20 protein-coding genes and 1 pseudogene are annotated in these 22677 nt (G+C 61.4%); 18 read left to right on the top strand and 3 right to left on the bottom strand.

The window, feature by feature from the left end; translation table 11 throughout:
• Window positions 1-82: 82 nt before the first annotated feature.
• The 3 genes from PSUB009319_RS01100 (at window position 83) to modA (ending at window position 2337) form a co-directional block, all read left to right on the top strand.
• A complete protein-coding gene (locus tag PSUB009319_RS01100) occupies window positions 83-517 on the top strand; it encodes a VOC family protein (protein ID WP_124380407.1) in 435 nt (144 codons plus the stop codon).
• 50 nt (window positions 518-567) lie between these two features.
• Window positions 568-1446 (top strand): LysR family transcriptional regulator, encoded by an 879-nt coding sequence (locus PSUB009319_RS01105; protein ID WP_124380408.1) that lies wholly within the window; start codon window positions 568-570, stop codon window positions 1444-1446.
• Window positions 1447-1554: 108 nt separating this feature from the next.
• The gene (gene modA / locus PSUB009319_RS01110) at window positions 1555-2337 is read left to right on the top strand and encodes a molybdate ABC transporter substrate-binding protein (RefSeq protein ID WP_124380409.1); all 783 of its coding nucleotides are present in this window, start codon (window positions 1555-1557) and stop codon (window positions 2335-2337) included.
• On the opposite strand, the gene PSUB009319_RS01115 is transcribed toward modA, so the two are convergent.
• Complete coding sequence (locus tag PSUB009319_RS01115; RefSeq protein ID WP_124380410.1) at window positions 2338-3636, bottom strand: MFS transporter; 1299 nt, start codon at window positions 3634-3636, stop codon at window positions 2338-2340.
• Between the two features lie 164 nt (window positions 3637-3800).
• Here PSUB009319_RS01115 and PSUB009319_RS01120 point away from each other — a divergent pair, with 164 nt between their 5' ends.
• The 11 genes and pseudogenes from PSUB009319_RS01120 to PSUB009319_RS01170 all read left to right on the top strand — a co-directional run bounded on the left by PSUB009319_RS01120 (window position 3801) and on the right by PSUB009319_RS01170 (window position 15377).
• Window positions 3801-4451 carry a TetR/AcrR family transcriptional regulator gene (locus PSUB009319_RS01120; protein ID WP_124380411.1) on the top strand — a complete coding sequence of 217 codons (651 nt, stop codon included), beginning with the start codon at window positions 3801-3803 and terminating at the stop codon, window positions 4449-4451.
• Window positions 4452-4581: 130 nt separating this feature from the next.
• Window positions 4582-5553 (top strand): MoxR family ATPase, encoded by a 972-nt coding sequence (locus PSUB009319_RS01125; RefSeq protein WP_124380412.1) that lies wholly within the window; start codon window positions 4582-4584, stop codon window positions 5551-5553.
• A 15-nt stretch (window positions 5554-5568) separates the two neighbouring features.
• On the top strand, window positions 5569-6645 hold the full coding sequence (locus PSUB009319_RS01130; RefSeq protein WP_124380413.1) for a DUF58 domain-containing protein: 1077 nt from the start codon (window positions 5569-5571) through the stop codon (window positions 6643-6645).
• Window positions 6646-6685: 40 nt separating this feature from the next.
• Window positions 6686-8719: a DUF3488 and DUF4129 domain-containing transglutaminase family protein gene (locus PSUB009319_RS01135; RefSeq protein WP_124380414.1), complete on the top strand. Its 2034-nt coding sequence runs from the start codon at window positions 6686-6688 to the stop codon at window positions 8717-8719.
• Between the two features lie 383 nt (window positions 8720-9102).
• Window positions 9103-9747: a carbonic anhydrase gene (locus PSUB009319_RS01140; protein ID WP_124380415.1), complete on the top strand. Its 645-nt coding sequence runs from the start codon at window positions 9103-9105 to the stop codon at window positions 9745-9747.
• A 127-nt stretch (window positions 9748-9874) separates the two neighbouring features.
• Complete coding sequence (locus tag PSUB009319_RS01145; protein ID WP_124380416.1) at window positions 9875-11434, top strand: SulP family inorganic anion transporter; 1560 nt, start codon at window positions 9875-9877, stop codon at window positions 11432-11434.
• A gap of 315 nt (window positions 11435-11749) precedes the next feature.
• A complete protein-coding gene (locus PSUB009319_RS01150) occupies window positions 11750-12898 on the top strand; it encodes a collagen-like triple helix repeat-containing protein (RefSeq protein WP_124380417.1) in 1149 nt (382 codons plus the stop codon).
• Window positions 12899-13028: 130 nt separating this feature from the next.
• A pseudogene (locus PSUB009319_RS01155) lies at window positions 13029-13124 on the top strand (antibiotic biosynthesis monooxygenase); the annotation flags it as partial.
• A gap of 292 nt (window positions 13125-13416) precedes the next feature.
• Entirely contained in the window at window positions 13417-14400 is a 984-nt protein-coding gene (locus PSUB009319_RS01160; protein WP_124380418.1) for a hypothetical protein, read from the top strand.
• Between the two features lie 175 nt (window positions 14401-14575).
• Window positions 14576-14797, top strand: a complete 222-nt coding sequence (locus PSUB009319_RS01165; RefSeq protein ID WP_221620952.1) for a helix-turn-helix domain-containing protein — start codon at window positions 14576-14578, stop codon at window positions 14795-14797.
• On the top strand, window positions 14787-15377 hold the full coding sequence (locus tag PSUB009319_RS01170) for a hypothetical protein (RefSeq protein ID WP_124380420.1): 591 nt from the start codon (window positions 14787-14789) through the stop codon (window positions 15375-15377). Before PSUB009319_RS01165 ends, PSUB009319_RS01170 begins: the two co-directional genes overlap by 11 nt.
• A gap of 712 nt (window positions 15378-16089) precedes the next feature.
• Here the strand turns inward: PSUB009319_RS01170 and PSUB009319_RS01175 are convergent.
• Window positions 16090-16428: a hypothetical protein gene (locus PSUB009319_RS01175; protein ID WP_124380421.1), complete on the bottom strand. Its 339-nt coding sequence runs from the start codon at window positions 16426-16428 to the stop codon at window positions 16090-16092.
• Here PSUB009319_RS01175 and PSUB009319_RS01180 point away from each other — a divergent pair.
• The 4 genes from PSUB009319_RS01180 to PSUB009319_RS01190 all read left to right on the top strand — a co-directional run bounded on the left by PSUB009319_RS01180 (window position 16393) and on the right by PSUB009319_RS01190 (window position 21936).
• Window positions 16393-19452 carry a DEAD/DEAH box helicase gene (locus PSUB009319_RS01180; protein WP_124380422.1) on the top strand — a complete coding sequence of 1020 codons (3060 nt, stop codon included), beginning with the start codon at window positions 16393-16395 and terminating at the stop codon, window positions 19450-19452. The genes PSUB009319_RS01175 and PSUB009319_RS01180 overlap by 36 nt on opposite strands.
• Window positions 19453-19745: 293 nt before the next feature.
• Complete coding sequence (locus PSUB009319_RS01185; protein WP_124380423.1) at window positions 19746-20705, top strand: metallophosphoesterase; 960 nt, start codon at window positions 19746-19748, stop codon at window positions 20703-20705.
• A gap of 14 nt (window positions 20706-20719) precedes the next feature.
• Window positions 20720-20851, top strand: coding sequence for a hypothetical protein (locus tag PSUB009319_RS23080; RefSeq protein ID WP_260392781.1), 132 nt, complete (start codon window positions 20720-20722; stop codon window positions 20849-20851).
• Between the two features lie 35 nt (window positions 20852-20886).
• Window positions 20887-21936 (top strand): hypothetical protein, encoded by a 1050-nt coding sequence (locus PSUB009319_RS01190; RefSeq protein WP_124380424.1) that lies wholly within the window; start codon window positions 20887-20889, stop codon window positions 21934-21936.
• Between the two features lie 102 nt (window positions 21937-22038).
• Here the strand turns inward: PSUB009319_RS01190 and PSUB009319_RS01195 are convergent, their stop codons facing one another.
• The gene (locus PSUB009319_RS01195) at window positions 22039-22650 is read right to left on the bottom strand and encodes a PolC-type DNA polymerase III (protein ID WP_124380425.1); all 612 of its coding nucleotides are present in this window, start codon (window positions 22648-22650) and stop codon (window positions 22039-22041) included.
• Window positions 22651-22677 lie beyond the last annotated feature (27 nt).

Consider the following 22677-nt stretch of genomic DNA (forward strand, 5'->3'; position numbering starts at 1 on the left):
GTGCGTGGGCGGCCCCCCCAACTGCGTGCCGGTGCTGCCTTATTCCAACCATTCCCAGTCCGTGCCCCACACCATGAGCGACATGAACGACGTCAGGCCCGTGCTTGCCCCATTCCACCTTGCCTTTCCTGTACACGACCTTGCCGCCGCGCGCGCCTTCTACGGCGACATCCTTGGCTGCCCGGAAGGGCGCAGTTCGCCGGACTGGGTGGACTTCAATTTCTACGGCCACCAGATCGTGGCTCACCTCGCGCCGGACGAAATCGGCCATCGCAAGACCAGCGCCGTTGATGGCGACAACGTGCCGGTGCGCCACTTTGGCGTGGTGCTTTCCATGGCCGAATGGGAAGCCGCCGCCGACAAGCTGCGCGCCGCCGGCATCGGCTTCATCATCGAGCCGCACATCCGCTTCAAGGGCGAAGTGGGTGAGCAAGCCACCATGTTCTTCCTCGACCCGTCGGGCAACGCGATGGAGATAAAGGCGTTTGCCAACATGGCGTCGCTGTTTGCCAAGTAAGACGGCGCGGCGCGCGTATCCTTGCGTCCTCGCTCTGATCCGCGCGCACCATGCTTCGAGAACTCAAGACCTTCATCGCCGTCGCCCGGCACGGCACCTTTGCAGGCGCGGGCGAGCGCATCGGCCTCACGCAATCGGCGGTGAGCGCGCAGATCCAGCGGCTCGAAGAGTCGCTTGGCTTCCAGTTGTTCGACCGCACGGGCCGTTCGGCCACGCTCAACGCCGCCGGGCGCGATGCACTGGCACTGGCTGAGCACATCGTCACGCTGTACGACCGTCTGGGTGACCAGGCTGGCAGCAATGAGCAGCGTGGGCTCGTGCGCATCGGCGCGATTGCTTCGGTGCAGACGTCGTTTCTGGTGGATGCGCTGGTGCAGTTCCGCACGGAATTCCCGCATTGCCGCGCACGCGTGTTGCCGGGCGTCTCGCTGGACTTGCTTGGTTTGGTGGATGCTGGCGAGATCGACGTGGCCGTGCTGATCCGCCCGCCATTTGCGGTGCCAGCCGATCTTGAATGGCGCACGCTCGTGGCCGAGCCTTTTGTTCTGCTTGTACCCGACAGCGTGCCCGGCAACGACTGGCGCACGCTGCTGGTGCATCAACCGTTCATCCGCTACGACCGCCGCTCGTTTGGCGGCCGCCGTGTCGACCAGTTCCTGCGCGACCAGCACATCGCCACGCACGACGTGATCGAACTCGACGAGCTGCAAGGCATGACGCAGCTCGTGGCGCGTGGGCAGGGCGTGGCGCTTGCCCCGCAGACCGCAGCGCAAGGCGCGTGGCCGCCCGGCACACGCGCCGTCAGCCTGGGTGACGACACCTTCTATCGCGAGATCGGCCTGATTGAGCGCCCGCGCCACAGCCGCCAGCCCATTGCCGGGCGCCTGGCCGATTGCATTGACGAAGCCGCACGAGCTGATCGCACCTGACGCCGCATGGCCCGAATGTGATATCCGGCATTCAGGTTGCGCGTTGACCAAGCGTTATATCGGCTCGTATATTACGTGCGATCTTTTGACTATTTCTTCGGGTTTCTCATGCAACGTTTCTCGCTTTGCACGCATGTGCGTGCCATTGGTCTGGTCGCTGTGCTGTCGCTGGGTCTGGCTGTGCCCGCGCATGCCGCCGATCTGGTCGTCTCGGCCGCGGCCAGCTTGACGAACGCCTTCAAGACGATTGCACAGCAATACGAAGCGCAGCATCCAGACACCAAAGTCGTGCTGAATTTCGGCGCGTCGGACGTGCTGATGCAGCAGATCGCGCGCGGCGCCCCGGCTGACGTGTTTGCCTCCGCCGATCAGGAAGCGATGAACAAGGCCGTGGACGATAAGGCCATCAAGGCCGATACGCGCAAGGATTTTGTGGCCAACCAGCTCGTACTGATCGTGCCAGCCATGACGGCGGCAGGCACGGTGCCCGTGCATGCGTTGAGTGACCTGACCAAGCCCGAGGTCAAGCGCGTGGCGATCGGCAATCCGGCGTCGGTGCCGGTGGGCCGCTATGCCAAGCGCGCGCTGGAAGCGGCCAAGCTGTGGGAACCGGTGCAGGCCAAGGCCGTGTTGGCGCAGAACGTGCGCCAGGCGCTGGACTATGTGTCGCGCGGCGAAGTCGACGCCGGTCTGGTGTTCTCCACCGATGCCGCCATTGCCGCCGACAAGGTAAAGGTGGCGAGCCCCGTGCCGCTGAATGTGCCGCTCACTTACCCGATCGCCGTGACGTCTGGCACGAAGCAGCCGCAGCAAGCGGCCGATTTCGTGGCGTATGTGCTGTCACCGGCGGGCCAGGCGGTGCTGGCCAAGTACGGATTCCTGAAACCGTAATTACGCAGTCGCTGGCTGACCCGCGCGCTCGGCATCCTGCTTGGGCGTGCGGTGAATGCGCAGCACCAGGAAGGCGCCCGCCACGCACAGCCCGCCCGAAATCATCGAAGCGAGCGTGTAGTTGCCCAGCGAGGCGCGCATCATGCCCGCGCCGAGCGTGGCAAATGCCGCGCCCAACTGGTGCCCGGCAACGATCCAGCCGAACACGATGGGCGCTGCGGCCTTGCCGAACACATCGTTGGTCAGGCGCACGGTGGGCGGCACGGTGGCGATCCAATCCAGCCCATAGAAGAGCGCGAATACCGGCAGGCCGAAGAACTCGAAGCCGAACGCGTACGGCAGATAGATCAGCGACAACCCGCGCAGGCCGTAGTACCAGAACAGCAGCACGCGGCTGTTGTAGCGGTCGGACAGCCAGCCCGAGAGCGTAGTCCCCACCAGATCGAAGATCCCCATGACAGCCAGCAGGCTGGCGCCCTTGACCTCGGTCAGGCCGTGGTCTGCACACATGGCGATGAAGTGCGTGCCGATGTAGCCGTTGGTGCTGGCGCCGCAGATGAAGAAGCTGAAAAAGAGCAGCCAGAAATCGCGCTTGCGTGCTGCCTGCACGAGCGTGTTCATGGCCAGCACGATGGGGTTGGCGCGCGGGCCTTGGGCCACTTCCGGAGCATCGGCGGGCTCGCCGTAGGTGCGCAGGCCCACGCTCTTGGGCGATTCCGGCAGCAGCATCGCCACGATCGGCAGCAGCAGCGCGAGCGCGCCGGCTACGATCAACACCACCGGGCGCCAGCCGTAATGTTCAACCACGGCGGCCATCATCGGCAGGAAGACGAGCTGGCCTGTGGCCGAGCTGGCTGTCAGGATGCCCATCGCCAGCCCGCGGTGCGTGGTGAACCAGCGGTTGACCACCGTGGCGCCCAGCGTGATGGCAGCCACACCCGTGCCGCCACCCACCATCACGCCCCACAGCAGCACCATCTGCCACGGCTGGCGCATCATCGCTGACAGCGCGGTGCCCGAAATCAGCACCACCAGCGCAACCAGCACCGTCCGGCGGATGCCGAAGTACTGCATCGACGCCGCTGCAAATGGCCCGGTCAGCCCGTACAACGCAATACCGATTGAGATGGCCAGCGAGATCGTGCCGCGGCTCCAGCCAAACTCCTGCTCGAGCGGCAGCATCATCACACTGGGTGTGGCGCGCGTGCCGGCCGCGCACAGCAGGATCAGGAACACCACGGCCAGCGCTATCCAGCTGTAGTGAAAACGTGGGGCGATGAGTCGGGCAAGTCGCTGCATTGGGAGCGTCCGATTTTTGTTGGGGCGACAATATGGCATTCGTTACCGGTCGGTAACAACGTGGTTGCGATAGTAAGTACTGATCGGTAACATGTCAAGTCGCATTCGAATGACATCGGCGTGGCTGGGGGTTTGTGACCCGCCGCGCTTGCAGGAGCACCATCATGGCCACGCCCAACCGTCGCGGACCTCGCGCGCTTTCCACCGTTGATCAATCCAAGCCGACGCCGCGTCGCATCAGCGGCGAGGATGCACACGCCAGCCTGCTCGAAGCGGCGCGTCAACTGTTTTACTACGAAGGCGTGCGGGCTGTGGGCGTCGAGGCCGTGGTGGAGCGTGCCGGTGTTAACAAGATGAGCCTGTATCGCCAGTTCAAATCGAAGGATGACCTCGTCATCGCGTACCTGGAGCGCTCCGACGAGAGCTTCTGGGGTTACTTCAATGCGAGCATGGCCAAGCATCCGGACGACGCGCGCGCACAACTGTTGCAGTTCTTTATCGATGTATCTGAACGCGCGTCGCGCCCCGGTTATCGGGGCTGCCCGTTCGTGAATGCGGCGGCGGAATTTCCGGACCTGACGCATCCGGCGCGACAGTTTGTTCAGCGCAACAAGGCGCTGTTGCTCACGCGCCTGCGTGATCGCGCCCAAGCCGCTGGGGCGGCTGATCCGGATACGCTGGCCGACGATCTGGCCTTCCTGATCGAAGGCGCCTATACCGCCAGCCAGACGTTCGGTACCGATGCGCCACGCCTGATCAAGAGCCTGCCGCGCACCGCGCGCGTGTTGCTGGACGCTGCCATTCCCGCGCCCTGATTGGCGCAGCATTTGCTGAAGGTTCGTCACCGCTTGTTGTCGCAGCCGCGCCACGCTGGAAATGGTCAAGCCGGTTGCACACGATGCCGCTACACTCGCTGGCATTGTTGCTTCGGCTGCTCCCGCCCCGATGACGCCCACCCAAGCTCCGCTGTCTCCCATTCGCCCGACGCAAGCCGCGCCGGCGCAGCCGCTGTCGTTGCCGGTGGCACTGTCGCAGGCGCAACGTGCGCTTGATCGCATCGTGCTCGGCAAGCCATTGCAGATCCGCCTGGCGCTGGCGTGTTTGCTGGCGCGCGGGCACCTGCTGCTGGAGGATTTGCCGGGCGTGGGCAAGACCACGCTCGCGCACGCGCTGGCCCGCACGCTCGGGCTGCAATATCAGCGTGTGCAGTTCACGAGCGACTTGCTGCCGACCGATCTCATCGGCGTGTCGATCTACGTAAAAGAGAAAGGCGCGTTCGAATTTCACCCCGGCCCGCTGTTCGCGCAGGTGGTGCTGGCCGATGAAATCAACCGCGCCACGCCCAAGGCGCAGAGCGCGCTGCTCGAAGCGATGGCCGAAGGGCAGGTGACGCATGACGGCGCGACGTATCCGCTGCCCGAGCCGTTCTTCGTGATTGCCACGCAGAACCCGCTGAACCAGATTGGCACGCATCCGCTGCCGGAGTCGCAGTTGGATCGCTTCACGATGCGGCTGTCGCTGGGGTATCCCGATCAAAGCTCCGAACGTGCGCTGTATCTCGGTGGCGGTGCGCCGCAGGACATCGAGGCGGTGCTGACCGCTGCGCAAGTCGTTGCCTTGCAGGCGGCTGCCGACGCCGTGCATGTGGCGCCCGCGTTGGTCGACTACGTGCTCGCGCTGGTGAATGCCACGCGCACCGATGCCCAGGTGCAGATGGGTTTGTCGCCGCGTGCCGGGCTGGCGTTGCTGGCGGCCGCGCGTGCCTGGGCGCTGATCGATGGCCGCGATGCCGTACTGCCTGAAGACGTGCAAGCCGTGTTCAAGGCCGTGGCAGCACACAGGCTGCTACCGACGGGCGGCACACTGTCGGCCACCGCGCTGGCGCAGCGGCTGCTCGATACGGTTGCCATTCCCTGATCCGCACATAGCGCCATGGCGCGTTTCACATCTCTGCTGGCCGCAGCGTTGCGCGCACTCGGTGCGGTGTTGGCGATGCTGCCCGGTATCCGTTTCGTGCTGGCACGCGTACAGCGCTTCTTGCAGCGGCCACGCACGCCGCGCGAAGGCCGCATCCGCCTGGATCGCAATCACGTCTACATTCTGCCCACCGCGGCCGGCGCCGGTTTTGCGCTGCTGCTGATGGTGATGCTGCTTACCTCGCTCAACTACAACGTGAGCCTGGGCTTTCTGCTGACTTTTGTGCTGGCCGGTGTGGCGGCCGCGACTATGTGGCAGACGCATCGCAACCTGGTCGATCTGGAAGTGCGCGGCGCAGCGGGCGATGCAGTCTTTGCCGGGCACGCGCTGAATGTGAGCGTGGCGCTGGCCAATGTCACGCCGTGGGCACGTGTGGGTGTGGATGTGAGCGCAAAACAGGCCGCCGCGGTGGAAACATCGCTCGATGCGCAGGACGCCATCGTGGCCGCGTTGTCTTTCGCAGATCAGCCGCGTGGCTGGTTCAGGTTGCCGCGCCTGACGGTGTCGACGCGTTTTCCGCTCGGCCTGTTTCGCGCGTGGAGTTATGCCGATGCACCGCTCACGCTGTTGGTCTATCCCGCGCCGGAACCTGCTGCACCACCACTGCCCGCCAGCTTTGCCCCCGACCCTGGCGAGGAAGACGACACGCGCGCCGCCCGCACTCACGTCGAAGAAGCCGCAGACCAATTGCGCACCTACCGCCCCGGCGACGCTCTGCGCAGCATTGCCTGGAAGCACAGCGCGCGGCTCGACACCTGGATGAGCCGCACCGGCCAGCAGGTGCGCCACGCACAATGCGTGCTCGCGTGGGATGCGCTGCCGCCGTCAATGCATGTTGAGCAACGCCTGTCGCGCCTGTGCGCCTGGGTGCTGGCCGCCGAGCAATCTTCCGCTGGCGATGAACCGGAATACACCTTGAGCCTGCCGGGCGTGCTGATTGGGCCGGCGCGCGGGCCTGCGCATCGTGATGCCTGCCTGCGCGCGCTGGCGCTGTGGGGTAAGCCCGCGATGCCGCAAGAGAGGGCAGCATGAGCAGTAACCAAGGGCCTCATATCGGTAGGGAGGTGGCCGCATGAGCACCGCCACCATCGGCACTGAAGCCGCGGCATTCGGTTCCGCCCGCGCGCTCACACATCGTGAACACGGCTGGCTGATCGCGCAGCTTGCGGTTGTGCTCGTACCGCTGCTGCGCGCGCTGCCGTTGGTGACCTGCGCCGTGTTCGGCGTGCTGCTGCTCTGGCGCGCGTTGTTGTGGGTGCGGCGTGCGCCGTTGCCGGGCAAGTGGGTGTTGGGGCTGACCGGCGTGGCGACGCTTGTCATCACGCTGGCACTGGCCATGCGCACCGGCGGGAACATCGGGCGGGACTTGTCGGTGGCGTTGTTGGGCGCGTTTCTCGTGCTCAAGCTGATGGAATCGCACACGGTGCGCAACGGCATTCTCGTGACGCAACTGTGCTGTTTCCTGCTGCTCTCGCAGGTGCTGTTTGACCAGCCACCCTGGCTGGCCGCCACCATGCTGGCGACCGTGGCGCTGTTGTTGCACAACTGGCTGTTGCTGCTGCATCCGCAGGCGCGCATGCGTGTGTCGCCCATGCGTGTGCTCGCGCGGCTTGCCCTGATGGGCTTGCCGTGCGCGGCCGTGCTGTTCCTGCTGTTTCCTCGGTTGGATCATCCGCTGTGGCGCCTGCCGCAAACCGCCGACACCGCCGTCAGCGGCCTGTCTGATCGCATGGCGCCAGGCTCCGTCGGCCAGTTGATCCTGTCGGACGATCTTGCCTTTCGCGTCGACTTTGCCGGTGCGCCACCGCCGCTCGATACGCTCTATTGGCGTGGCATGGTGTTGTGGCGCTTCGACGGCCAGGCGTGGACAGCCGCGTCGATGCGGCAGCGTCCCGCATCCGAAAGCGTACCCAATTCTGCGGACGCAATCAGCGGCGCGCCCGGCGGGATCGACTACAACATCACGCTGGAACCGACGCGTCAGCGCTGGTTGTTTGCGCTCGATCGCGGCCAGTCGATCGAGGCGCGCGATGGCACGGGCCGCAGCATCGACGGCGAATTCATCAGCACCCAACCGCTCGACCAGCGCGTGCGCTATCACGCGCGATCACGGTTGCCGCAGCGCAATCGCGCGGATGATGCACGCCCGCTCGATCCGCTCACGCACCAGATGGCACTTGCGTTGCCGCCGGGCAACCCGCAGGCGCGTGCACTGGCGGCGCAGTGGGCAGAACTGCCGCCCGCCGAACGCGTATCTGCTGCACTCAAGCTGTTTGGCCGCGCGCCGTTTGCCTACACGCTTGCGCCCGAGCCGCTGCAGGATCAGCAGATCGACGATTTCCTCTTCCGCACGCACCGCGGTTTCTGCGAGCACTACGCGGGCAGCTTCGTTTTCTTGATGCGAGCGGCGGGTGTGCCGGCGCGCGTGGTGGTGGGCTATCTGGGCGGCGAGGTGAACGCGGTGAGCGGCGACATCATCGTGCGCCAGTCCGATGCGCACGCGTGGGCCGAGGTGTGGCTCGATGGGCGCGGCTGGGTGCGTGTGGACCCGACCGCCGCGGTCGCGCCGCAGCGCGTGGAGCGCGGCCTGGCCGCCGCCGTGCCCGCCAGCGAATTCCGCTCGCGCCGTGCAGAAGAACCCCGCTGGTTGCGCAGCGTGCGCTGGGGCCTCGATGGCCTCATCAGCGGCTGGAACAGTTGGGTGCTCGGCTATGACCGCAGCCGCCAGGCGCGCCTGTTCGCGTGGCTGGGGTTGGATGCGGCGGACCCGCGCGCCGTGCTGTGGGGGGTGTCGGGCCTGTTCCTGCTGGCTGCGCTGCCGCTCTTGTGGCAGCAGCGCAAGCCCAAGCCCGACCCGGTGCAAGCCCAGTGGCAGCGCTTGTGCGATCGCCTGGCGCGGCATGGTTGCACGCGCGGCCCGGCAGAAGGCCCGATAGCCTACGCTGAACGCGCCGCCGCGCAGTTTCCACAGGCCGCGCAGGCGCTACGTCATGCTGCCGCTGGCTACGTCGCCCTGCGCTACGGCCGTGACGATGGCGATACCCAAGCACGTGCCCAGCGGTTGACGCAATGGCGCGAAGCCCTCGCGCAAGTCCGCCTGGGCTAGTGCGGGCAAGCTGTTGATCGGCTTAGAAAACGTGTCCCAAATGCGGGTGCACACGCGCTTCATCGAGCGTGCCAGTCATTCACCTGTGATGGAATATTTTCCGATCCGGCGCTTAAATATTTCAGATAGATAACTCGGGTGGTGCAATAACTGCACGCAGCTTCCCGATAACAGAAAACCGGTGCGACACAGTTACGCAGGCGTGCGCGTTATCGGTGCATATCCGACCGGCTTTTGAGGCGAGTGCCTTTTTGGCACAGCGGGAACCTTTCTCATACGATGGGTTTCGTAGCGTTTCCGCTGCACTGCAACGTTGCCGAGAACACCCACCCAACGGGGGTTTCGGCCTGCAGCGGTTTCGCAGATTTGCAGGAGCCATACCAATGCATCGACCGAAACGCATGCTTGTCGAGAATATCGTGTGGGCGCACGAAATTGCCGCGCGCGACCCCGGATTTTTTTCACGTTTGGCACAGGGCCAACAACCCCAGGTGTTATGGATTGGCTGCGCAGATAGCCGTGTGCCCGCCGAAACCATTACCCATTCCAACCCGGGCGATTTATTCGTCCATCGCAATATCGCCAATCTGGTGTGCCTGGCCGATGACAACACGATGAGCGTGCTGGAGTATGCCGTGCGCGTGCTCAAGGTCGCGCATGTGATCGTGTGCGGGCATGACGGCTGCGGCGGGGTGCGCGCTTCATTGCTGCCGCCGCCCGATGGGTTGCCGCATGTGGCGCGCCGCATTGCGCCGCTGTGCGCACTGGCAGGCCACCACCGCGCAGAACTCGATGCCATGCCCGATCTGGGTGCGCGCGTGAACCGCTTGGCTGAACTCAACGTGCTCGAGCAGGTGCGCTGCTTGCGTGAGAGCCCCATCGTGCGCCAAGCAGAGCCGCCGCCGCGCGTGCACGGCTGGATCTTCGGTCTGACCGACGGGCGCATCCGTGTGCTGGCGTCGGGCGGCCCCGATGCTGAACACGCTACCTGCGGCGACATCCTGATGCCCACCGAGGCCATCGCCTGACCGCTTGGCGTCGCCGTTTGCGGCGGCCTCTTTTCCCCAACGTTTTCTCTCCTCACGCATGCCGGCGGTGCCCCCGCCCGCAGGCAGGCGTCTCGCGCGTGCGCAGTTCTACAACACTGACAAGACCATGCAGACACCAACTTCTCCGGCTTTCTTCCCGCGCGACATGCTCGCCGGGCTCATCGTGTTCTTTGTTGCCCTGCCGCTGTGCCTGGGCATTGCCAACGCATCGGGCGTTGACCCGCTTGCGGGGCTGCTCTCCGGCATGATCGGCGGCCTGGTGGTGGCGTTGCTCAGCGGCTCGAAACTGAGCGTGAGCGGCCCGGCTGCCGGCCTTGTCGTCATCGTGGTGGATGGCATTGCCAGGCTGGGCGGGTTCTCTGCGTTTCTGGTGGCCGTGGCGCTGGCGGGCGCGTTGCAGTTTGTGTTTGGCATGCTGCGCGCCGGGCGCTTTGCGGCATATGTGCCGTCCTCGGTCATCAAGGGCATGCTGGCGGCGATCGGGTTGCTGCTGATCATCAAGCAGGTACCGCTGGCGTTTGGCTTTGCAGACGGGCAGGGCGCCGCCGGCCCCGGCATGCTTGCCACGCCGTTCGGCGCGGTTTCTGTCGCGGCGATGTTGGTGACGTTGCTCTCAGCGGCTGTGCTCATCGGCTGGGATACGCCGATGCTGCGGCGTTTCACGTTCGTGCGCGCGTTGCCTTCGCCGCTGGTGGTGGTGGTGCTCGGCATTGGCGTGACCTTGCTGCTCGACATGGTGGCCCCCGGCATGGCAGCACCCGCAGAGCACCGCGTAAGCCTGCCGTCATTGGCTTCGTTTGGAGCGTTGCTGGATGCGCTGGAATCTCCCGCGCTGGGTGCGCTCGGCAATCCCGACGTCTGGCGCCTGGCGATGGCGCTGGCCATCGTGGCCAGCCTGGAAACACTGCTGAGCCTTGAAGCCGTTGAGCAGCTCGACCCGAAAAAGCGCCCCGCATCGCCCGACCGCGAACTCAAGGCCCAGGGCATCGGCAATATGGTGGCCGGTGCACTGGGCGGGCTTCCGATCACCTCCGTCATCGTGCGCAGTTCGGCAAACCTGCATGCCGGTGCGCAGAGCCGTTGGTCGGCCGTCGTGCACGGTGCGCTGCTGCTGGCGAGCGTGTTTGCGCTCACGGCCATCGTCAACCGCATTCCGCTGGCGTGCCTGGCCACCCTCCTGATCTTTACCGGCTACAAGCTCGCCAAGCCGTCGCTGTTCGTCGCCGTGGCGCGGCAGGGGTGGGATCGCTTTGCGCCGTTCATTGCCACCATCGTGGGCGTGCTGCTGACGGACTTGCTCATCGGCATCGTGATCGGTATTGCGCTGAGCATCGCGCGGGCGATCCAGGCCAACCTGCGCCGCGCCATCGTCATGGCGCGTCATCACGACCACTTCCTGCTGTCGTTCCGCAAAGACGTGTCGTTCATGGGCAAGGTGCCGCTCAAGCGCTACCTGGCGCAGGTGCCGGACCACGCCACGCTTATTGTCGATGCGGCCCGCGCGGATTACATCGACCCCGATGTGCGCGAGATGGTCGAACGCTTCATCGATGCGGCGCCGGCCCGCGGCATCGTTATCGAGCGTCATCACTTTGATGCGATCGTGCCGCAGCATGCGGGGCTTCGATTTCCACGCCTGCCATTTGCACGCGCTGCCACCAGATAGCGCCGCTTGATAACGTCGCTTCGGGGGTAACTCGTTTTTAGTAATTTAGAGGTCTGCCTCCAAACATAATCAGACAAACTTGCCGTCCGACGAACGTTTGCCTCAGGGTGGCGCTTGAGCTGGCGTATGGCTCGGGCCGGAGTTTGGCGCCATGGCGGTGGTTGTCGGCGTTTGACAATGTTTGCAATTGCCCACGGCTCGGTTAATAGACTGAATTGGAGCGTGCTCTCCGGCAAATCGAATGGCACACCGATAAAACATTGCGCAGGGCGCAAAGGCGCATTATCAAGCGCATATTTAAAACGGGAGGCAGACATGACGACATTGCAACGAGGGACCCTGGTTTCGGCGGCCTTGGCCGCCCTGCTTGTGCTGGGCGGTTGCGCCAGCTCGGGCTCGGGCGACATGAGCGGCACCACTGGCAGCGGCGGCGGCTCCGGCTCCGGCTCCGGCTCCAACGGTTCGGGTGGCACGGCGACCACTGCTTCCACCACACCCACCGGCGATGTTGCGAACAAGGGCGGCGGTGTGCTGACTGCTACGGGCGGCGCCATCAGCGGCGTGGGTGCGACAGTGGCGGGCTCCAACGCGCCGGGCGCAGCGGGGCTGGGCAGCGTGATCGACAACCTGGGCAACACGGTGTCTGCCGCCGGCACGGGTGTGCAGTCGGGCCTGGGCGCGATGGGCGCGAATCCGAACCCGGTCGGCACCACGGTCTCCAGCACCGGCAACGTTGTCACCGCGGCGGGCAACACCGTCACGGCGACTGGCGGGCTGCTCGACAGCCTCGGCACCGGCCCGCTGCAGCCGTTGTCGCCGGTCACCACGCCGGTGGGCGGTGCGGTTGAGCAGGTTGGCCAGGCGGTTGCAAACGCGGGCGGCACGCTGGGTACGGCGCTGTCGACGGGGCCTGTGGAGCAGGTCACGCAACAGATCAGCTCCGCCGTGGTGCCGCTCACCTCGCAGGTGACCACCGCCACGCAAACGCTGGGCAACACCACTGGCCTGGGTGCGCCGGCGACCAATCTGCTGCAGACCGTGGGCGGTGGCGTGGCAGGCGTCGGCACGTCGCTCACGGCGACGAACGCGCCGGTCGTCTCCGGCCTGGGCGGTGTGGTCACAGCCACAGGCAGCACGGTGGCCGCGCTGGGCGGCGTCACGTCCACGCCGGGTGGTGCTACGTCGGCCAATCCGCTGGCACCGATTACCGGCGCGCTGGGTGGCGTGGGCAGTGCAGGCAGCGGCAGCAACCCGCTGGGTGCGGTGACAGGCGCGCTGGGTGGGGCCGCCACAACCGGTACACCTGCGGCGGGGGCAACCGCACCGATCGGCTCGTTGCTGACGGGCGTGGGCTCGTCGCTCACCTCAACAGGTGCCGCAACGCCGCTGGCCCCGGTCACGGGCGCGGTGGGCGGTGCGGTGGGCTCATTGGGCGGTGCGCTGGGAGGCACGCCGCATCATTGATCCACGCTGTGCCGACTGGCCGTCCATGCTTTGCGCTGGACGGCTTTTTTCATTGGGCCATCGCGAGGGCCCACAGTTTGTAAAGTACATCTTGTGCGCGCAACCCCCGCGCGCCATATGGAGACCCAAGATGATCAAGCACGCACTATTTGCCCGGCTCATTGCCAAGCCCGGCAAGGAACAGGCCGTGGCCGACTTTTTGGCCGCCGGCCTGCAGATGGCCAATCCGTTTGTCTAGGGTTGCGAGTCCCAGTTTTCTTATAGATACCAAAAGGGTTTGCAGGTTAGCGCCTGCAGACAACTTTTCTTTCGGGTTACGCCGGGGTTACACACCTTGTGCACTACCATCTATCCCGACACAGGAAGCGGAGCCACGTGTCCTCGAAACGTTGGAGGTAGGGTGAGTCGTCGCAAGATTACGCAGGAAGATCTCAAAGGGTTCTCGCTTGAGAACTACGCCGCTCTGGCGAAGTTTTCGTATGCACAGTGGTAGGACTTGATGTTCCACCGGAGATTTCATGGATCCGAGCACTTCGCCAGTTGAGCCGAAGCCATTTGAATGGCTGGACCTCGACATGTTGGACCGAGACCCGCTGGCGGCGGTCGGCGCTTTGGGACTGCCCCCTTTGCCCGCACTGCTATTGCCTCTGCAGCGAGCACTTCGGGTCTTGCTTGGGCGAAACCTTCCGCCTGTAGACGCGTTGAAGCGAGACCGAATCAGTCGTGAGCTGCTCGCTGATCCCACGGCGCTTGCAATGGCCATTGCTTCAATCGTTGTCAAATTTCTGCAAGCAATTGCCACCACACCAACGGAAGGTACGCTATCCGTATCCGATGCGCTTGATGCCCTTCACGCTTTCCCCGAGATGGTCGCCGCAGATGCCTCCCAGCTCGACTCCTTGTTCGATGACGTGGTGTTCGACTGGAACCCTGGGTCCCATGTGGGAAAGATCTTAGTCGAGGAAGTGCCAGGGGAAGATTGGCCCATATTGCGCCTGAAGATCCTTGATGAGTTGCCATTTAGCTTGGATATTTGGGATCTCGCCGCCCTTGCGGTGCTGGCCCTGGTGGATTGTTCTGTTCGTCTATACCAACGGGGAAACCACGATCAGGCACTCATCGGTTATAGCGCCGCCGCCAGCTTGAGCCATGCCATGGAATATCTGCACTCCCTTCCAGGGGACGCTTTCTACAAGGTCATGGGTGTCTTGACGACAGTCACCGACTCCGCTCACCAACGTGTCAATTCCCAACGGGGCGCAGAGGCCAAGAGACAGCAGAAGACCGTCCGATGGGCACAAATCAAACAGCACGCCATCCGAGCGCTGGAGCGCCGGACTGATGGTTGGAAAAGCGTGAACGAAGCCTTGAGAACGTTGGACGAGGTGGCCGAAACGATGCAAGGAGAACTGAGCGAGAGCACATACAAGAAGATCCTCGGAGAGATCAGGCAGGAGCGTCCGGCCCTTTTTGTGCCACGCAGGCGTCGTCCCTCATCTTGACTGTTGCAAGACTCTGACGATCGCATAAAAATTTTGGACAAAATCCAAGGATCTTGTCGGCAACATCCTTAGGGTGTGCGCTCGACTGAGGTGCACCTTGCAAATAGATTGATCCCCGTGCCACGAAAAGCGTGCACGGCAAACCAGATCAACTTTCGCAAGGAGCAGAAGAGTGTTGGAGCAATATCAAGATCGTCTTTTCACCCGCCAGGAGGCTGCCGCCTACATCGGTGTACAGTCAAACACCCTGGCTACCTGGGCCTGTACCCAGCGCTATGACCTGCGCTACGTCAAGGTCGGCCGCAACGTCCGCTATCGCAAGCAAGACCTGGACGCGTTCATCCAGCGCAATGTGCGTGGTGCTCTTGCCTACAAAGGAGAGCCCCATGACCGATAATGCTGGCCTGAGTCCATTTCAAAAGTTCTGTGCAACGCTCCAACCTGTCCCGAGCGAGGCAGTGTATCGGGCAAACTTGCTTCTGAGGTCGGAGGACTTATTTCCGCAAGATGCCGATCAGGAGGCGCTTTACATTGCATTTGCGTTCACTCCGGCTCGGGCAGCAATTGATTGGCTGGAGCGGCTTTATCACGAAAAATCGGCAAGTTATGCTAGAGCTGCATTTGGAAGATTAAGCAATACCAACAAGGGTTTGGTGCTCTCCGGATATGGACTGAAATATATAGGGGTGGATTTTCCACCTAGACTTGGGCGAGTTTGGTACAGCCTATTTGTGGTCAAGGATGAGTTAAAGTCGGAGGACGATTTTCCAGTTACATCTTATCAAAATGCTGGTATCTGGCCTTTTTTTGATCGCAAGACAATTTCTCCGAAGGAGGTTGCTAAGAAAGTGAAGCTGGAACTGGACAAATTGTGTCCAGTTTCGTGGCCAAAGCTCTTGAGAATTGGCGAGAACGGATCCCTTGTTGGAGCTGACTCTCGGAGACCGGCTCATCTCACGGGTATACCCAACGGGTAACCATCCTGATCCCCCTCGAAGATCCCTGCCACAAGCGGGGATTTTTCGTTTCTCCGCCTCCCATCTTCCCATGACGGCTCACGCTGCCCTCTCGATCAGGCTGCCAGCGGGAGGATGGGAAGATGTTTCACAAACAATTCTACTCTCCACCGCACCACGACTCGCATCCTGCAGGCGATGCTTCCGAATTGGCACGTTCGGGGCACTTGCCCGGCTACGGGTGGTTTAATTTTTTATATTTATAAAAATATTGCAATTAATATATTTAAAGTTAAAATATAAATAAGGGATTTGTGCTGAAATTTTGCGGCACATAAATTAAAAAATGGATTCAGAAAACAACGTAATTTCCGCCGTGCGCAATGCTGGTGGGCCAAGCAGAGTGGCAGCAGAGCTCCGTGTGTCGAGTCGAGCGGTCAACACCTGGCAGAACAAAGGCTACGTCCCCAAATATGATTGTGCGCAAAGGCTGGCAGCACTTGTCGGCGTACCTGTGGCAACACTGCGAAAGACCATCTGACAGCACTACTCGGTGGCGAAGCGTAGGCTTCGTGCCCCACCGCTCAAAAAAACAAAGGCCCGGCGAATTGAGAGTTCGACCGAGCCAGAAATTAAAAAAGATAATTGATATATGTATTTTAACTCAGCATTCACAGGCGGGATGCCATCATCATCTCGTCCCCGCTTTCAACCCGAACCCATAGCTTTCCCCTCAGGCACAGACGCTGGCGATAACAAGATCACTGTCCTGACATCCTTGGATCACCCGGTAAACAAGCGCTTCTTCCTTGACGAACACGAGCTGGTCCAAAAGCAAAACTTCCAGAACGCGTTTCACTACGCGGTCACCACCGTCCCCGTTGGCGGTATTCGCGACTTGGCAACGTTGATCGAGTTTTGCAGTGCCGACAACCGCCATATTCTGATCCGGGGTCTCCCGGTTGGCACTTGCCGTCACCGAATCCAAAGGACCAAAGAAAACTTCGTCGAACCCGCAGAAGGCACGGCTTGGGCCATGCTCGATTTCGACGACGTTGAGGTGCCAGAGCATCTCGATCCCGTTTCGGTCGAAGCGATCGAGTGGGTGATCGCCAAGCTTCCGGCCGAGTTTCGGGACGTAACGTACTTCTATCAGTACAGCGCCAGCGCCGGGGTACTCAGTGCGGCCGGTGTGCCCTTGAAGTCAGGCTTGAACGCCCACCTGTTCTTTTGGCTGGACCGGCGCGTGTCAGGCAAGCTGCTATCGGCTTATCTGTCTCTGCATGGCATGAAGACCGGTTTCTACAAACTTGGCGAAAACAGGGGCGGGAACGTGGATCTGAGCCCGGGTGTTGATCCTGCCCCCCTGCGCAGCGAAGTCCAGCCCCATTTCATCGCCGCGCCGACGATCGATGCCGGTGTCCGCTGCCGGATCACAACTGACCAGCGGCAGGGGTTGATCGAGAAGAGCAAGGCCGCAGTCACACTCCCGACCATTGCTGCAGCCGTGGTCCAGGAGGCAAAAGCACTCAAGGATCAGCTAGTCGGTGAGTACAAGCGCAGCCATGGCTATGAAACCCATGTCTCGGTGACGAATGTTCAGGGCAAGGTCGCAGTCACCAGGTACAGCATCGCACCGCGTCGAGCGGATCAACCGGCGCGGAGCGGACGTCCCTTTGCCAACGCCAAGCTAAGCCCAGATGCGAAATACCTGACGTTGTACTTCACCGACGAAGGATCGCCAGGCTCGTGGTACGTCTGCAAGGACCGGCCTCAACTGGGTGTTCGACATGGCGATGGCTCCGCCATGCCCCTCAAGGAACTGTCCCAAGGAGCTCACGACTACGTTCGGGATGAGCTTGGCTGGTTCACCGAGGTGCCACATCACCATCTGTCGCTTGTCGACGGTTACCTGCCACCACTGGCCGGATTTGCCGCTGCGAAGGTTTCCCTGATTCTCTCGCCAACATGCTCGGGAAAGACCACGGCAACGATCGGCTGGATTCAGGATCAAATCGAACAGCGCCGGGTCGTTCTCTATGCTGGGCCGACGATTGCCTTGGTGGATCAGATGAGGGATGACCTGACGGTAGCCGGTCTCAATCCTGTGTATTACAAGGACGCTTGGGGGCCGACCGTTCCCAGGAGCGGCGTGATTGTGACCACCTACGATTCAGTGTCACGGCTCTTGAAGAGCATCTACGACATGGGGCTGCCTCATGTCCTGATCCTCGACGAGATCCATCAAGGACTAGACCGATGCATGGAAAGCAGCCAGCGCCTGGCAGGTCTGGAATCCGCACTCGGCAAGGCTCGCCAGACATTGCTGCTGACGGGCACGTTGACGGACGTTCAACGGCACGCCATCGTGGAGGTCTGCAAGCAGGCGCTCGGAAGCCTAACGGAGACGGACTACTGCTGCTACGAGTTCGCATCGTCCAAGGCCAATCCGCTGCGACTGATGCCAAGCGACCGCTTTGACTTGGACCTTGCAACGCTGCTTGAAGATTTCCAGGGCAAGCTCAGCAGAAACGAGCCGCTCCCACGCTTTGTGTTGCTGATTGATACCTCGAAGATGGAGCTGTACCGCCTCCTGATGGAGCGATATGGTCTGACGGAGCACGCCCTAATCGTTTCCCGTCCAGAAAGCGCGGAAGCTGAAATCGAAGTCGCAAGGACGAGCACACTGCCGATTCTTGTCGCCAGCCCGTTGTTTGGTTTGGGTCTCAACTTCGAACGGGAACCGGAAATCTTCTGGGCTCGCTTTGACCACGTAGGTGCGGATACCAACCAGATCATCCAGACAGTCAACCGTGCCAATCGAGGGCAGGTGCAATGCCAGGTGCGTATCTACGGCAACGTTCAGCCGGACGTGAGCTTTGCTCTGCCAAATCAAGCGGTGTTGCGGCAGGAGATTGCCGAGCGCTTGCAGGGCGAAACCTCCATTGCGGGTCTGCTTGAAGCGCATTTGCATCTGGATCGGGTGCTCTACCAGGAGTTGCGTAAGGCTGAGCAGAACAGCCTAGTGGCACTCAGCTTGCTGGTTCGTGACAACGCCATCCAGAACTTCAACGTGGAGGTATGTGAGAGGTTGTCCGGTACCGATCAGCGCAGGGCCGATCCCGTCAAGACTGCACGCAAGGATGCTCGGTTGTCTTATCGCCAGGCAGTCGTCGATGCGGCTGGTCAGGTGCCCAGATGTGGTTCGCTAGGAGCGATCATCAAGCTGCAGGCGATACGGAACGAACGCAAGAGTCGCTGGAAGGACGGTGAGCCTCGGCTTGAGCGGACACTGCAGAACGAGGAGGCCGGCATTGTGATGGCTGGCTTCGGCATCCAAGACCCAGTGGCGGCTCAGAAGGTGGATGTGCGCAAGGTTTTGCGGCTGTTTGGCGAAGAGTCGCCGTGGAGCTCGAACCAATACGCTCGTGACCGCCATCCGGACTGGGCCAAGGTTGAAGCCGAGAAGACTGACAAGTGCGTGGTGTTACTGGCGAAGCTGCAGGACCTCAAGGCCGGGCGGATCGATGCTGAAGACCTGTCTGCGGCACTGACGCGAAACGTTCCGTTTGGAGAGGCATTCAAGGCGTTGGCGAGTAGCGACGAGGACTTCCAAGCTATCGGGAGAAAGATCGAACGACTGAAGACGGCTCGAGAAAAAATCCGGAACAAGGGCGGAAATGCCGAGCGAGCCAAGGTGCAGCAAGAAGGCTTGGAACTGCTGCGAGAGCTGCTGGAACCGCTGGGTGTCAGCTACGGAAAAAAGACGGTCAAGGGCCGCCAGGTGACTGATAACACCAAGCCGATCGTCCCGGCCGGTTTGGACTTGTCAGAGATGATTCTGATGCTTGAACGTCAGGCAGTCCGACTTCGAGCCCTACCGCAAGGGCAGAAGGAACCGGTGGTTGCGGCTTGGGATGAGCCCGTCCTTGGTGAGCCACCGATGCCCCGCCAAGTCTGCGAGAACTGCGTGTACTTTCATCAGAACGCCTGCTGCTTGGGGAACCCGACGGACTGGCAGAGCTCGCCCGTTGATGCTGTCGGCAGGAAGTGTGGTGCCTTCAAGCGCATCAAGATCGAACTGATGCTGCACTGACCTACGTCTCCGCCCACGAGTTTTGAAATTTCGTGGGCGACTGAGCGCAGGAAAGCCTTGTCGTTTCTCGCTGGTTGGTTGCGAGCATTTCCTAATACATATATAGAAAACATCAGCAGAGAGCAGGCCATCGGCCCGCCGAACCGCCCAACTCCTCCCGGGCGCGGGGCCGAAGTACGATTAGCTCCTCACCTGGACGGAACCCCGGCCAGCAATGATCGAAGACATCAAGAAAATGCCGTGGGCAAGGAACGAGGAACAGGTCATGCTCATGGACACGGAGGGGAGTCGCCATGGACTATGACGTGATTGGAGACGTGCACGGACAAGCACCAAAGCTCCGGGCATTGTTGAGTCGGCTGGGATATGTCCAGCGCGATGGAGCAATGCGGCACCCCACGCGCAAGGCCATCGTCGTCGGTGACTTCATTGATCGTGGCCCGCACCAGCTTGAGACGCTCGACATCGTCCGCCCGATGGTCGATGCGGGGAGTGCCCTGGCCACAATGGGGAACCACGAGTTCAACGCGATTGCCTGGTATCTGTGTGACCCCGACCAGGACGATGAATATCTACGCCCCCGCAAGGGCGAGAAAGGTGAGAAGAATCGTCACCAGCATGTGGCCTTCCTGGCAGAGGTCGAACACAAGCCGGCCATTCACTCCGAAATTGTCAATTGGTTCCTGGGCCTTCCCTTGTGGCTGGATCTGCCGGAGCTCCGAGTCATCCACGCCTGTTGGCATCCCGGCTACCTGGCCGAGCTTGAGCCTCGCTTAAAGCCTGGCCGTAGATTGGATGATGCCCTGATGGTCAAGGCTAATCGAAAGAGTGAAGTGGAATATCGGATGATCGAATCTCTGCTCAAGGGTGTCGAAGTTCAGCTTCCTCCTGGCCACTCCTTCAAGGACAAGTCAGGACACACACGACACGAAGCTCGTACTCGCTGGTGGGATACCACTGCAACGACCTATCGCCAAGCAGCGCTGGTGCCGTCCGAGGACAGAGCGCAACTGCCCGACATAGAGATTCCAGAACACTTGAGGATCGGCTATACCGGCGACAAGCCCGTGTTCGTCGGCCATTATTGGATGACCGGTCAGCCGGAAGTCCTGGCCCCGCAAGTAGCATGCGTTGACTACAGTGCTGGGAAAGGCGGCCCACTTGTAGCGTACCGATGGAGCGGTGAGCCAGTGCTGTCGTCCAGCAGTTTCGTGCTATCCAGCGAAGGAGATGGCCATGCCTATGGCGTTTGACCGGGAGCCGACGAATGCAAAGCTCACTGACGCAGCGCAATGCTTTTGCTCAGACGTTCACCGCTCTAATCTACGCCGCAGTGACAGGCAAAATCGACGTTCGGGGCATGGTTGAGCAAAAAGCCTATGAGGAGACGGTAGCATGAAGCAATATTTTGCGGCATAACCTGTGGTGCGTGAGATGACGACAAAACGACAACTGATGAACATCTGTGGCGACGACTCGTTGGTGAGGAGCGAAACCATCAGTGAATTGATCGGCACGGATTCGTTCGATGACGAGGCGCTTCGTGCTCTGCTAGACGCACAAGAATCGGGGAAATACACGCCTAACGAAACACTCGTGCTGGTTGTGGCCAAGACGTGCTCATCTGAACTGTACTTGCACGTGAAAGACCAACTAAAAGAAGATGTCTGGTCTCTTATTGGATTGTTGACGGCCGACTACCCGGACCCGGATGTTGAGCGAATTATTCTAGAAAAGCTCTTCAATGAAGCTAGCGAGATAGGAAACCACCGTCGCGTCGCAATGGTGGAGGCGCTTGCTGAGCACGGATCCGTAGAATCGCTCGCAACTCTCCGTGAAATTCTTCATGAGCAAGTGCCTCTAGCCCAAACTAAAAAATTTATCTCTGCAGCAATAAATGGGGCTCGTACAGAAGAAAACATCTCTACGCTGCTGATGCACGTGGAGGCAGCCGCACAGCGAGATTTCGCCGAAAAGCTGGTGCATGCTATTGGTCTCATCAGCGAGAGAGGAAAGAGTGCTATGCCGGTGCAGAGCGCCAGGCCGGTACAGGAACAGATCGGGCCAGGTGATCTGGTTTCGATCGATGAGGATGTCGTTAAGCGAATAACGGAATTTAAGAGCCGTGCTCATTACTACCGAGATAAGGACTCAAGGGCTTCTCTTCAGTATGCTCGCCAAGCCGTTGAGTGCGCCTGGAAAGCGATGTGTAGGAGTCGAGGGCAATCTCCGGAAAAGACATCGCTAGAACGTGCAACCGGAGGGCAACTTCTAGCGGTTCTGCAAACATGTGGTGCACTTCCAAGAGATTTGGAATTGGCCACCAAAACGATCAATACGTTCTGCAACTTCACGATGCATGACCAAGGCGAACATGAAAATGACCTGACGCCAAGACTTACGAAGTCGGTCCTTTTGTTGGTCGATGAATTTGTCGAGTGGTTCATGCAGACTCAACTCGGCGCAGCAGAGAAAAGCGAATAGCTCCTCGGCTAACGAACCAGGTGGTGAAGGCCATGGCACAAAAAACACCAAGAAATCCACTTCGAGTCGGACAAGCACGTTTACGCCGACTGGGACTGGCGTCTAGCCTCTGCCCAGCGACCGCAGGAACCTCGGAACCTGAGCTTTGCTGGTGACTTGCACACGGGCCATGAGGTCGTAGTCGACCCGACTCACTCCGTAGGTCTGAGCGATATCTTGTTGCAGCCGGCACCACAGATGACTGGTTACCTCGGCATCGGCCATTGCCCGGTGAGCACGCCCGGCCTTCGGCAGTTGCAGCATGTCTGCCAGCGTCGATAGCCTGTGATTCTGGGCATGTGGGTAGATGCGCCTCGACGCGAGCAGCGTACATGCGAAGGACTGGTCTGCTGAGATGCCCACAAGATCAAGCTCAGCCCGCCAAAACTGTCTGTCGAAAGCTGCGTTGTGGGCCACCACCGGATGTTTGCCGACAAACTGGGACGCTTCTCGCATCACCGTCGATGCTGCGGGCGCAGATGCAATCATCTCGTTCGTGATGCCCGTCAAGCTGACGACATTCGAGGGGATACGCCGGCCCGCATTCATCAAGCTTTGGTAGCGATCGACGATCTGCCCATCGCGCAGCAGGATGACGGCGATTTCTGTAGCTCGATCACCTTGGCTGGGTGACAGCCCTGTGGTTTCAAAGTCCAGAACTGCGACCGTCTGCATACTGCTTTCCCCGTCCTGTCTCAGGAA

Origin of the sequence: Ralstonia sp. SET104, assembly GCF_003851545.1 — a bacterium.
Taxonomy (GTDB): Bacteria; Pseudomonadota; Gammaproteobacteria; order Burkholderiales; family Burkholderiaceae; genus Ralstonia.